The organism is Allobosea sp. AAP35 (assembly GCF_001295925.1).
In the GTDB taxonomy this organism is placed as follows: Bacteria; Pseudomonadota; Alphaproteobacteria; order Rhizobiales; family Beijerinckiaceae; genus Allobosea.
Map to the genome: position 1 here is coordinate 1 of NZ_LJHQ01000056.1, position 12,231 is coordinate 12,231.

The window sequence follows — 12,231 nt, forward strand, 5'->3', positions numbered from 1 at the left end:
GGGGGGGGGGGGAGCCGACGACGCTGCGGATGCGGCGGGTGAGCGCGTCGCAATCCAGCGCGGCCTGGCCGAAGGCGGGATCGATGACGCCGTCGAGAACATGGGGATGGATTTCCGCGACCTTGGCCAGGCGCGGGGCGCTGCCGAGGATTTCGGCAAACAGCGTCAGCAGCGAGGCCTGCGAGCGCAGCAGCGTCAGGAGTTCGACCGCCGCCGGCATCCGCACGAAGGCGTTGTCGAGATGAGCCAGCGCGCCGTCAGGGTCGGCGGTGCGGCCCAGCGCAACCAGCAGCGCCGGCGTCAGCTCGGTCAGGACCTCGCGAGCGCGCGTGCTGGTCACGGCGGCGCGGCGGCCGAAATGCCAACCGCGGACCGTCTCTGCCGCGATCTTCGGCGCGCGAAAGCCGAGCTTCTGCAACGTCTCCAGCGTGTCGGGATCGAGCTCGACACCGGTGAAGCTCAGTGTCCCGGCCTCGCTGGCAAGGCTCGGCCCCTCCTCGAACAGCAGCGCGTAATGCCCCTCGACGCGCCGGGCATGCGCGGTCAGCGCCCTTCCGAACGCTGCGGTGGACGGATAGCCGCAAAACCGGGCGAAGGCCTCCAGGTCGGCGGCCGGTTTGGGCAGCGTTTGCGTCTGCTCGTCATGGCGCATCTGCAGGCGATGCTCGATGGTGCGCAGCCAGCGATAGGATTCCGCCAGTTCGTCGCGCGCCTGCGGCGTGATCCAGCCCTCACTGGTCAGTTCGGCGAGCATCTCGATCGTGCGCGGGCCGCGCAGCGTCGTGCGCCGGCCGCCGAAGACCAGCTGCTGCGTCTGCACGAAGAATTCGATCTCGCGGATGCCGCCGCGCCCAAGCTTCACATTGTGGCCGGCGAGCGCGATGGTCTCGTGGCCCTTTACGGTCTGGATCTGCCGCTTCATCGCGTGGATGTCGGCAATCGCCGCGAAATCGAAATATTTGCGCCAGATGAAGGGGGCGAGATCCTTCAGAAAGCGCTGGCCAAGCGCGAGATCGCCCGCGACGGGCCGCGCCTTGATCATCGCCGCGCGTTCCCAGTTCTGGCCCACCGTCTCGTAATAGGCATAGGCCGAGGGCAAGGGCACGGCGACATGGGTCGAGGCGGGGTCCGGCCGCAGGCGCAGATCGACGCGGAAGACATAGCCGTCGGGCGTACGCTCCTGGATGATGCGTGCGATGGACTGCGTGAGCTTGACGTAGAAACTCGTCGGCTCGGCGACACCGGCCACTTCCGCAACCTCCGGATCGAAGAAGACGACGATGTCGATGTCGGAGGAGTAGTTCAGCTCGGCCGCGCCATGCTTGCCGAGCGCGAGCACGACGAGGCCCGAGCCCTCCCCCGGTGCGGCCGGGTTCGGCAGGCGGATGCGCCCGAGATCGGCCGCCTGGCGCAGGACATGCTCGCTGGCGAGTTTCACCGCCATGTCGGCGGTCGCCGTCAAAGCGGCCGTCACCGTCTCGACGCTCCAGACGCCGCCGATATCGGCCAGCGCGATCAGGAGCGCCATGGTCCGCCGGAACCGGCGCAGCAGGCGCATCAGCTCGGCGGTTTCGGTGGCGGCCACTCCCCGCTCCTCGATGTCGGCGAGCAGGGCGTCGCGATGGTCCTCGGGGGCTTGCGTCAGGCAGGCGAACAGGGCGGCGGGGTCCTGCCGCATGATCTGGGTCAGGAAGGGCGCATGGGCGACGATGCCGGCCACAAGGGCGAGCGAGCGCGGATGCTCGGCAAAATGCGCGGCCAGTGACTGGGCGGCCGCCTCGTCATGGAGGCGTTCGATCAGGTCTTTGGCGATGATGCTTCCGGCGCGGGCCCGGGCTGGAAGCACCGGCGCCGCATCCAGCCTGTCACAGAGTCGCCCCGTCATGTCTGTTCCCCCTAGAGGGAGGGCAGGCCAACAGGGTTTTGCGCGGCTGTCGAGCGCGGACGTGCCGGCGCCGCCGCCATGTCCACAGGCATGTCCATCGATCTGGCGGCAGTGACGCGGGCCGATGCGTCGAGGATCGCGGTCTGGGTCGCCGGCAGGGCGATGACCACGCGCAGGCCCGGCGCATTGTCCTCCAGCCGCAATTGCCCGCCATGCAGCCGCACGACGCCTGCGGCGAGCGAGAGCCCCAGGCCGAAGCCCGGCTTGCTGCGGCTGGCATCGAGGCGGACGAAACGGTCGAGCACGCGGGCGCGATCCGCCTCGGGAATGCCGGGGCCATGGTCGGCAACGCTCAGCAGAACCTCGCCATCGCCCTGCCGCGCCGAGACGAGGACGACCGCCTGGCCGCCCTCCGCCGGCTGGCCATATTTCAGCGCGTTGTCGATCAGGTTGGCCAGCGCCTGGCCGATCAGCTCGCGATTGCCCGCGACCCGCAGGCCGGGTTCGACCTGCGTGACCAGCGACAACCCGGCCTCTTCCGCCAGCGGCTCATAGAGTTCGGCCATGCCGGAGACGATCTCGGAGAGGTCGAGCGTGTCCATGCTGTCCTGGATGCGGCCTGTCTCGAGCCTGGCGATCATCAGCAGCGCGTTGAAGACGCGGATCAGGTTGTCGGCCTCGTCGATCGAGCCATCGAGCGCGGCACGCAGCTCATCGGGCGATTTCGCCGTGCGCAGGGCTTCCTCGGCCCGATTGCGCAGCCGCGTCAGCGGCGTCTTGAGGTCGTGGGCGACATTGTCGGACACTTGCTGCATGCCGGCCATGAGCTCGCCGATCCGCTCCAGCATGGCGTTGAGATTGAGCGCCAGCCGATCGAGTTCGTCTCCGGTGCCGGAGATGGCGAGGCGGCCCTTCAGGTCGCCGGCCATGATCGACTGGGCGGTGCCGGTCATGTCGTCGATGCGCTTGAGCACGCGCCGCGCCACGAACCAGCTCGCGAAACAGCCGAGCACGAAGACCAGCAGCAGGGACCAGCCCGCCGCGCGGCGGATGACGATGCCGAGCCGCTCGCGCTCCTCGAGATCGCGGCCGACCAGCAGGCGGAAGCCGTTCGGCAGCATGAAGATGCGCACGATGGCGCGGCTCGGCCGGTCGACCGATTCGCTGGAGCGGGCATATTCGATCTCGGTCTCGCCGGGGCGATCGAGGGTGCCCGGCGGCAACGCCTCGACATTGCCGGCAATGCGCTCTCCCACCGGGGTGGTCACCAGATAAAGCGAGGCGCCCGGCGCGCGCGAGCGGCGCTCGATGACGTTGACGAGCCGCCTGATGCCGCCGAGCCGCTGCTGTTCGGCCAAACCCTGGATCTCGGCATCGATCGTGGAACGGATCTGGTCGTCGAGCAGGCGCTTGGCGTTCCAGGCGACATAGCCGAGCAGTAGACCGGCAAACAGCGCGAAGACGACGAGATAGATCGCCGTCAGCTTGAAGGCCGTCGTGCGGAACAGGTTGGGCAGGAAGCGCTGCACCTGTCGCGGCGCGTCCACAGCCGCCATCTCAGCGCGCCGCGTCACGGACCATGTATCCCGCGCCGCGGATCGTGTGGATCATCGGATGCTCGAAGCCCTTGTCGACCTTGGCGCGCAGGCGGCTGACATGCACGTCGATGACATTGGTCTGGGGATCGAAATGATAATCCCAGACGTTTTCCAGAAGCATGGTGCGGGTCACCACCTGGCCGGCATGCTTCATCAGATATTCGAGCAGGCGGAATTCGCGCGGCTGGAGCAGGATCTCGGTAGCGCCCCGGGTCACGCGGTGGGCCAGACGATCGAGGTCGAGATCGCCGACGCGATAGCTTGTCGGCTCGGAGGCCGGCGCCCCACGGCGGCGGGCCAGAACCTCGACCCGGGCGAGCAATTCGGAAAACGCGTAGGGCTTGGGCAGGTAATCGTCGCCGCCGGCGCGCAGGCCCTTCACGCGGTCGTCGACCTGCGCCAGGGCGGACAGGATCAAGGCCGGCGTCGCGTCCTTCTGCTCGCGCAGCGAGCGGATCAGCGAGAGGCCGTCGAGGCGCGGCAGCATGCGGTCGACGACGAGGACGTCGTAGCCGCCGCCCTCGGCCATCGCATAGCCTTCGAGCCCGTCTCCGGCATGGTCGGCGACATGGCCGGCCTCGCGGAAAGCCTTGGTCAGATAGGCCGCAGCCTCGGCATCATCTTCAACGATCAGGAGTCGCATGAGCTAACCCTAGCCCAGAAAACACAAAAACGGCAGGCCGGACGATACGCATCCGGCCTGCCGCGGTGAAGGCTGGTCTCCCGGCGCGGGGGCGACTGACTGCCGGGAGAACACGCGCCTTGCCTTGTCCGTGACGCCGACCCTGTAGGGGCGGCGTCACGGTGATGGCTTTCAAGATCACGCAGCCGGCTGACGGCCGACCTCGAAGCTGATCTCGCGCTCCTTGCCATCGCGCCAGACCGTGATCTTGGCCTTGGAGCCCGGCGCATAGGTCGCGATCTTGCGCGAGAGGTCGCGCGCATCCTTGATCTTCTCGCCATCGACCGAGAGGATCGTATCGCCGCGGCGGATACCGGCCCTGGCGGCGGGGCCATCCTTCTCGGCGGCGGCGACGAGAGCGCCATGAGCCTCCTTGAGGCCGATCGCATCGGCGACCTCGCTGGTCACCGGCTGGATCTGGACGCCGATGAAGCCGCGCGAGACCCGCCCGTCCTTCTTGAGGGCCGCGACGACCTGCTCGACCGTCGAGGCGGGAATCGCGAAGGCGATGCCGACATTGCCGCCCGAGGGCGAGAAGATCGCGGTGTTGACACCCACGACTTGACCCTGCTGGTTGAAGGTCGGCCCGCCGGAATTGCCGCGGTTCACCGCCGCGTCGATCTGGAGGAAGTCGTCATAGGGGCCCGAGCCGATGTCGCGCCCCTGCGCCGAGACGATGCCGGCCGTGACCGTGCCGCCGAGGCCGAAGGGATTGCCGACCGCCAGCACCCAATCGCCGATGCGCGGCTTGCTGGTGGACAGCTGAACGAAGGGGTAGCTGCCGCTCTCGGTGACCTTGAGCAAAGCGAGATCGGTGCGCGGATCGGTGCCGATGACCTTGGCGTTCAGGGTCTTGCCGTCATCGGTGACGAGCTGGACCTCGGAGGCCTTGTCGACGACGTGGTTGTTGGTCACGACATAGCCGTCCTGGCTGATGAAGAAGCCCGAGCCCTGCGACATGCCCTGGCGGGGCTGGGGCCGGCCGGGATTCATGCCGCGCGGCGCCTGCTGCTCGAAGAAGCGGCGCAGGCCGGGCGGCAGGTCGTCAAGATTGCCCTGGCCGTCGTCGGAGGCGGCGGCGGTCTGCGTGACGCGCACCGAGACAACGGCCGGCTTGGCCTTCTCGACCATGTCGGCGAAGGACGGAAGCTGGTTCTGGACGCCCGAGAGCTGGATCGGCTGGGCAAAGGCGGGGTGGTCGAACTTCAGCGCGCCGTCGGCAAGGCCGGCCGCCAGGCCGATGCCGAGGGTGGCCGCGCCGGCCAGAAGGGCGCCGCGCTTCAGGATGGAGCGTGAGGGGGTGGTGTTGGTCGTCATGGCGAAAACCTCGAATGCGTCGGCAGGGCCTTCCCTGCTCGTACGAGGACCATGACGGGCAGCGCGTTACGCCGATTTCGCCCGAAGATGACGTTTTCGTAAGGTAACGAATTATGTCTGCGTCGGCAGGTTGCGGTTCAGGGAACCTCGTCGCCGAGCAGGCGCGCCACGCGTCGGCGTTCCTCGTCCGACAGCGGCGCGGCACTCGCGGGTTCCGCCATCGCCCTGCCCCGGCGCCACATGAAGCCCAGCGCCGCCAGCAGGATCAGGAAGGGCGAGCCCCAGAGCAGCGCGGTCCTGACGTCGAAGGGCGGCCGCAGCAGGACGAAATCGCCATAGCGGGCGACGACGAAATCGCGCACGCCGCTGTCGCTGTCGCCGGCGACGAGCCGCTCGCGCACGAGCACGCGCAAATCCTTGGCAAGCGGGGCGTCGGAATCGTCGATCGACTGGTTCTGGCAGACCAGGCAGCGCAGTTCCGAGGAGATTGCCCGGGCGCGCTGCTCCATCGCCGGATCGGGCAGGATTTCGCCGGGCTGAACGGCGAAGGACGGACCGGCCAAGACGCCGAGCAGGACGGCGAAAGCCAGGCGGCGAAGGACGGCTCGACGCATCGCGATCACTCCGCCGGCTGCACGGCGACGGGTTGCGCCGTCGCGCTGCGACGCGGCGCCGCCAGGCGGAAGCGCCTGTCGGTCAAGGACAGCGCGCCGCCCAGCGACATCACGATGGCCCCGATCCAGATCAGCAGGATCAGCGGCTTGTCGTAGAGCCGCACAGCGATGGCGCCGTCGCCCTGCGGTTCGCCCAGCGCGATATAGGCCTGGCTCAGGCCGTCGGTGCGAATGCCGGCTTCCGTCGTCGGCATGGCGCGGGCGGTGTAGATGCGCTTTCCGGCCTCGACCGGCGCCAGTTCGCGGCTGCCGGAGAAGATCTGGAAGCGGGCCACCTCGGCGGTGAAGTTCGGGCCCTTCCGAGGCTGGATCGATTCCAGCACGACCGTGTAGCGGCCGCTGGTGAGGCGCTCGCCGGGCTTCAGCACGCCGATGCCCTCCGTGCTCCAGGCCGTCGCGGCGATGCCGATCACGCTCAGGCCGACGCCGGCATGAGCGAGCGCGGTGCCCCAGGCCGAGCGCGGCAGACCCTTGGCCCGCGAGAGGACCGCCGACCAGCCGCTGGCGCGCGTCACGATGCGCTCCCCCAGATCGAAGAGCGCTCCCAGGACAAGGAATATGCCGAGCCCGATGCCAAGCGGCGCCAGCACGGGACCGCCCCATGTCATCGCGATCGTTGCCAGCGCGACCAGAAGCGCCAGACCAAAGGCCGCGGCATTGCGCTGCGCCGCGCCGAGCAGATCGCCACGCTTCCAGGCCATCGACTGCCCGAGTGGCAGCACCAGCAGCAGCGGTACCAGCACGGGAATGAAGGTCGCGTTGAAGAAGGGCGGGCCAACCGAGATCTTGGCGCCGGTCACCATCTCCAGCACCAGCGGATAGAGCGTGCCGATGAAGACCGTGGCGCAGGCGGTGGCGATGAAGACGTTGTTGACGACGAGCGCACCCTCCCGCGACACCGGCGCGAACAGGCCGCCCTGCCGCAAGAGCGGCGCGCGCCAGGCGAACAGGGCGAGCGAGCCGCCGACGAAGAACACCAGGATCATCAGGATGAAGAGGCCGCGCGCCGGGTCGGTCGCGAAGGAGTGCACCGAGGTCAGAACGCCGGAGCGAACGATGAAGGTGCCCAGCAGCGAGAGCGAGAAGGTCAGGATCGCGAGCAGGATCGTCCAGACCTTCAACGCGTCGCGCTTCTCCATCACCACGGTGGAGTGGATCAGCGCGGTGCCGGCCAGCCAGGGCATCAGCGAGGCATTCTCGACCGGATCCCAGAACCACCAGCCGCCCCAGCCGAGTTCGTAATAGGCCCAGTAGGAGCCCATCGCGATGCCGAGCGTCAGGAAGACCCAGGCGAGCAGCGTCCAGGGCCGCACGGCCCGCGCCCAGACGGCATCGATGCGCCCGTCGATCAGCGCCGCGACGGCAAAGGCATAGGTGATCGAGAAGCCGACATAGCCGACATAGAGAAGCGGCGGATGGATCGCGAGGCCGAGATCCTGCAGGATCGGGTTGAGATCCTGCCCGTCCGCAGGGGCCGGGAACACCCGCCGGAACGGGTTGGAGGTCAGAAGCGTGAAGGCGAGGAACGCAACCGTCACCATGCCCTGGGCGGCCAGCGTCCCGGCGCGCAGCCTGACCGGCAAGGACCGGCGCGACAGGGCCACGAGCGCGCCAAACAGCGTCAGGATCAGCACCCAGAGCAGCATCGAGCCCTCATGGTTGCCCCAGACGGAGGTCAGCTTGTAGATCAGCGGCTGCGTCGAATGCGAGTTCGCGGCAACGTTCTCGACCGAGAAGTCGGAACGCACATAGGAGACGACCAGCGCGGCGAAGGACAACGCGACCAGCAAGAAGCAGGCGATGGCAGCCGATGATCCGACGCCGGCCAGGGCCCGGTCATGGCGGGCAACGCCCCAAAGCGGGACGACCGACTGCACCACGGCGACGCCGAGCGCGAGCGCGAGTGCGAAATGGCCAATCTCGACGATCATGAGTGCCTCACTGCGTCGCCTGCGGCGCTGGCTTGGCCTGCGGCGCGGAGGCGCCGGCATCGCCGGGCTGCCAATGGCCCTGCTTTTTCAACGTGTCGGCGACTTCGCGCGGCATATAGGTCTCATCATGCTTGGCCAGGATCGAATCGGCGCGGAACTGGTCGCCCCCCTGGAACACGCCTTCGGTCACGACGCCCTGCCCTTCGCGAAACAGGTCCGGCAGCAGTCCGTCATAGGTGACCTTCATCACGGTGCGGCTGTCGGTGATCGAGAAGACGATTCGCTGACCAGGGCCGCGCACGACCGAGCCCTGCTCCACCAACCCGCCGAGCCGCATGCGCGTGCCCGGTGTCACGCCCTTCTCGGCAATCTCGGTGGGACCGTAGAAAAACACGATCGTGTCGCGCAGCGCAAAGAGCACCAGCCCCGCCGCCAGACACAGCACGCCACCGGCGGCGCCGATTAGCACCAGCCGCCGCTGCTTGCGCGTGAAACGACGCTTGGTGACGACGTGCCGCGCGGGCTCGACAGGCTCGGCGGCGCTCATGGCGCGGTCTCCCTGAGGGCAAGTTCAACGGCGAGCGCGTCGAGCGCGGCCAGGGCAGCGGCGTCCTGAGACAGGCGTTCACGGGCGGTGGCGAGTGCGGTGCGCGCCGCCGACTTGTCGCCGAGAACGGTCTGGGAGCGGATGAGACGCGTCCATTCAGGTAACGTGCCGCCGCCGGCCTTCAGCCGTTCGGCGAGCCCATCGACCATGGCGCGGACCGCAACCTGCTGCTCGGCCGGCGGAAGCGCCGCGAGGTCGCCTCCCGAGGCCTCGGCCTCCAGCCGCGCCAGACGCTGGCGGACAGTCATGCTCCAGGGCGCGTCGGCGGCTGCATCGGCCAGCAGCGTGCGCAGCGCGGCGATTGCCCCTTGCACATCACCATCCTGTTCCTTGCCGATGGCGAGAAAGAAGCGGGCGCGGGCATTGCTCGGATCGAGCCGAACCGCCTCGACCAGGCTTTCGCGCGCCGCCGCCGTGACGACGCCGCCGGCGGCCAGCGTGCGAGCCTCACCGAGACCAGCCACCGTTTCGGAGCTTGTCGCGCCATGGCGGATCGCCGAGGCGAAGGCATTCGCTGCCTCATCGTAGCGACCCTGGCGTAGGTAGACGGGCGCAATCACCGACCAGCCCTTGCCATCGGACGGGTTGTTGGCGAGATGGGTCTCGATGCGCGTCAACGCCAAGGCAAAATCCTGCTGAGACGGATCGGCCTGGAGACGCGCCGCCAGCGGCTGGTCGGGCTGTCCAGGCGAGCCATAGGCGCCGTAAACGAGCAACGCCAGCAGCGGCACGCAGGACAAGGCCAGCGCCGAACTCGCTCGGCGGCGGCGCAGCGAGGATTCCGTCTCGCCCGCCGGATCAGCCTGCTCGCCGGATGCGCGCAACAGGCGACGCGCCGCTTCGGCGCGGGCCGCCTCGGCTTCGGTGGGGGCGATCAGACGGCGCGCCAGATCGCGCTCGATCTCGCCAAGCTGAGCGCGATAGAGGCTTGTCGCATCGGCGACATCGGCAAAGGCGGTCATTCCGCTACGGCTGAGTGGCCACAGCAGGGAAAAGACCGCCGCCCCCGTCATGACTGCGAAGATGATCCAGATCAGCATGGACAGGTCATAGACAAAGACGGGCCCCGCTTCATGTCCGAAGATGGCGACAAAGGGTCACGCGGGCCCACAGCTCAGACGGAAGGCAGCACGAGGCGGGCGCGCAGGCCGCCCATTGGCGAGCGCTGCAGCGTAAGCTCGCCGCCGTAAAGCTTGGCGAGATCGACCACGATCGACAGGCCAAGGCCGGAGCCCGGCGTCGCCTCGTCGAGCCGCCGGCCCCGCTTGAGCACATCGGCAAGCGCCGCGTCGGGGAGACCTGGGCCGTCATCGTCGATCAGCAACACGAGTCCGGACGTCGGATCTTTCGAGGGTTCAAGCGCAATCTCGACGGTCGCTTCCGCCCATTTGAAGGCATTGTCGAGAAGATTGCCCAGCATTTCCTCGAAATCCTGCTTCTCGCCGCGAAACCGGGCCCGCGATGGGACGCTGTGGCGGCCGACGATGCCCCTGCCTTGCGAGATCTTGGTGAAGGTCCTGATCAGCGCATCGAGCGACGGCCCAACCTCGGTGACGCCGCCCAGCGCGCCCGAGAGTGCTGCTGCGCGTGCGCGGTCCAGATAATACTGAACCTGGTCGCGCATGATCGCGGCCTGGCTTTTCACCGTCTGCGGCAATAGGCCGTCGCCGGTTTCCGCCTCGGCCTCGTTCAGCATGATGCTCAGCGGCGTCTTGAGCGCATGGGCGAGGTTGCCGACCTGGGTGCGGGCGCGGTCGAGGATCTCGTGATTGGCGTCGATCAGCTGGTTGAGCTCTCCCGCCAGCGGTGCGAGATCGGGCGGATATTCGCCGACGATGCGCGGCGTCTCACCGGTGCGGACCATGCCGACGGCAGCCCCTAACCGTACGAGCGGGCGCAGGCCGAACCGGACCTGGACGATTGTCGAGGCGACCAAAGCGAGACCGAGCAGCACAAAGGTCATGGTCAAGGCGAAGCGGAAATCGCGGATGTCGGCGTCGATCTCGTCGGAGGGTGCGGCGACCGCGACGGTGAAGCGGCCATCCTCACCGACATCGATCTCGCGTTCGAGGATTCGCAAGGAGCGGTCATCGGGGCCGGAGATGTAGCTCTCGCGCAGGCCCCGCGCATTGGGCGCGATCGGCTGGTCGAGCAGCTTGGGCAGCTGGCCGCCGACGAGGGAGCGCGAGGCACGGATGATCGGCCGTTCGCCATCGAGCCGGATAATCTGCCAGTACCAGCCCGAAAGCGGCAGATCGAAGCGCGGCTCGCCGAGATCGCCGATCGCCTGGCGCTCGGTCTCGGGCGGGGCGGCGAGATCTGCGATCAATTCCTTGATGTAGACGCTCAACCGCTCGTCGAAGCCACGCTCGGCCGAGCGACGATAGAAGGTGGTCAGTCCGAAGCCGGCGAGAATCAGCACCAGAGCGCAGCAGACCGCCGCCGAAATGAAGAGCCGCGCGCCGAGCGAGTAGCGATGCGACCGGAACAGCATCTCGCGCGATCAGACCTTTTCGGGCGCGGCGCAGATGTAGCCGAGGCCACGCACGGTCTCGATGACCTCGACCCCGAGTTTCTTGCGCAGCCGGCCGACGAAGACCTCGATCGTGTTCGAATCGCGGTCGAAATCCTGATCGTAAAGATGTTCTACCAGTTCCGTACGCGACACGACGCGGCCCTGATGGTGCATGAGATAGGCCAACAGGCGGTACTCATGCGAGGTGAGCTTCACCGGGTTGCCATCGACCACGACGCGGCTCGCACGCGTGTCGAGCCTGACCGGGCCGCAGGTCAGTTCTGAGGTGGCGTGGCCTGCCGCGCGGCGCAGCAGCGCACGCACGCGCGCCAGCAGTTCCTCGACATGAAACGGCTTGGTGACATAGTCGTCGGCGCCGGCATCGAAGCCGCCGACCTTGTCGCTCCAGCGGTCGCGCGCAGTCAAGATCAGCACCGGCATGGTCTTGCCGGCGCGGCGCCAGCCCTGCAGCACGGCGACGCCGTCGACCTTGGGCAGGCCCAGATCGAGGATCACCGCGTCGTAAGGCTCGGTCTCGCCCAGATACAACCCCTCCTCGCCGTCGAAGGCCTTGTCGACGGCATAGCCGGCGTTTTCCAGCGCGGTGACGATCTGGCGGTTGAGGTCCTTGTCGTCCTCGACGACGAGCAATCTCACGGTGGGCAGCTCCTGTTGGCGGTGACTAAGGCGGAAACGATCAGCGAATCATGCCGACCTTGCCCGACTGTCCCTCGAGCGTCACGCGGGCGACGCGACCGTCGCGCTTGAGCGTCGTGACCACATAAACATAATCGTCGCCCTGACGGCAAAGCCGGATGCGGACGACCTCCCCCGGCGCCGCCTGGCGCGCATGGCGCGAGGCCTGAGCCGGCTGGATCACCCGTCCATCGGCAACCGCATCGCGCGTCTCGTCCGCGGACAGGCACGACATCGGATCCTGATTGTCGATCTGGACGATCGGCAACGTCGCAAGCAGCGTCAGGGCGAAGATGGGTTCGACGGGCATCATCGACATCGGCTAG

Annotated in this window: 11 protein-coding genes; all 11 read right to left on the bottom strand. The window is 68.0% G+C overall.

Annotation, left to right across the window (positions count from 1 at the left end; genetic code table 11):
• The coding region (locus tag IP69_RS17440; protein WP_156323522.1) for a bifunctional [glutamine synthetase] adenylyltransferase/[glutamine synthetase]-adenylyl-L-tyrosine phosphorylase at window positions 1-1,885 on the bottom strand (1,885 nt) is incomplete at its 3' end.
• Window positions 1,886-1,896: 11 nt separating this feature from the next.
• Complete coding sequence (locus IP69_RS17445; RefSeq protein WP_082359441.1) at window positions 1,897-3,441, bottom strand: ATP-binding protein; 1,545 nt, start codon at window positions 3,439-3,441, stop codon at window positions 1,897-1,899.
• A 1-nt stretch (window position 3,442) separates the two neighbouring features.
• Window positions 3,443-4,126: a response regulator transcription factor gene (locus IP69_RS17450; RefSeq protein WP_054144112.1), complete on the bottom strand. Its 684-nt coding sequence runs from the start codon at window positions 4,124-4,126 to the stop codon at window positions 3,443-3,445.
• A 177-nt stretch (window positions 4,127-4,303) separates the two neighbouring features.
• Window positions 4,304-5,482: a Do family serine endopeptidase gene (locus IP69_RS17455; RefSeq protein WP_054144113.1), complete on the bottom strand. Its 1,179-nt coding sequence runs from the start codon at window positions 5,480-5,482 to the stop codon at window positions 4,304-4,306.
• Between the two features lie 137 nt (window positions 5,483-5,619).
• Complete coding sequence (locus tag IP69_RS17460; protein ID WP_054144114.1) at window positions 5,620-6,096, bottom strand: cytochrome c-type biogenesis protein; 477 nt, start codon at window positions 6,094-6,096, stop codon at window positions 5,620-5,622.
• A 5-nt stretch (window positions 6,097-6,101) separates the two neighbouring features.
• Window positions 6,102-8,087, bottom strand: coding sequence for a heme lyase CcmF/NrfE family subunit (locus tag IP69_RS17465; RefSeq protein ID WP_054144186.1), 1,986 nt, complete (start codon window positions 8,085-8,087; stop codon window positions 6,102-6,104).
• A gap of 7 nt (window positions 8,088-8,094) precedes the next feature.
• Window positions 8,095-8,634, bottom strand: coding sequence for a cytochrome c maturation protein CcmE (gene ccmE / locus IP69_RS17470; protein ID WP_054144115.1), 540 nt, complete (start codon window positions 8,632-8,634; stop codon window positions 8,095-8,097).
• Entirely contained in the window at window positions 8,631-9,734 is a 1,104-nt protein-coding gene (ccmI, locus tag IP69_RS17475) for a c-type cytochrome biogenesis protein CcmI (protein WP_054144116.1), read from the bottom strand. Before ccmI ends, ccmE begins: the two co-directional genes overlap by 4 nt.
• 74 nt (window positions 9,735-9,808) lie before the next feature.
• A complete protein-coding gene (locus IP69_RS17480; protein ID WP_054144117.1) occupies window positions 9,809-11,188 on the bottom strand; it encodes a sensor histidine kinase in 1,380 nt (459 codons plus the stop codon).
• 9 nt (window positions 11,189-11,197) lie between these two features.
• The gene (locus tag IP69_RS17485) at window positions 11,198-11,866 is read right to left on the bottom strand and encodes a response regulator transcription factor (RefSeq protein ID WP_054144118.1); all 669 of its coding nucleotides are present in this window, start codon (window positions 11,864-11,866) and stop codon (window positions 11,198-11,200) included.
• Window positions 11,867-11,906: 40 nt separating this feature from the next.
• Window positions 11,907-12,224, bottom strand: a complete 318-nt coding sequence (locus IP69_RS17490; protein WP_054144119.1) for a hypothetical protein — start codon at window positions 12,222-12,224, stop codon at window positions 11,907-11,909.
• Window positions 12,225-12,231 lie beyond the last annotated feature (7 nt).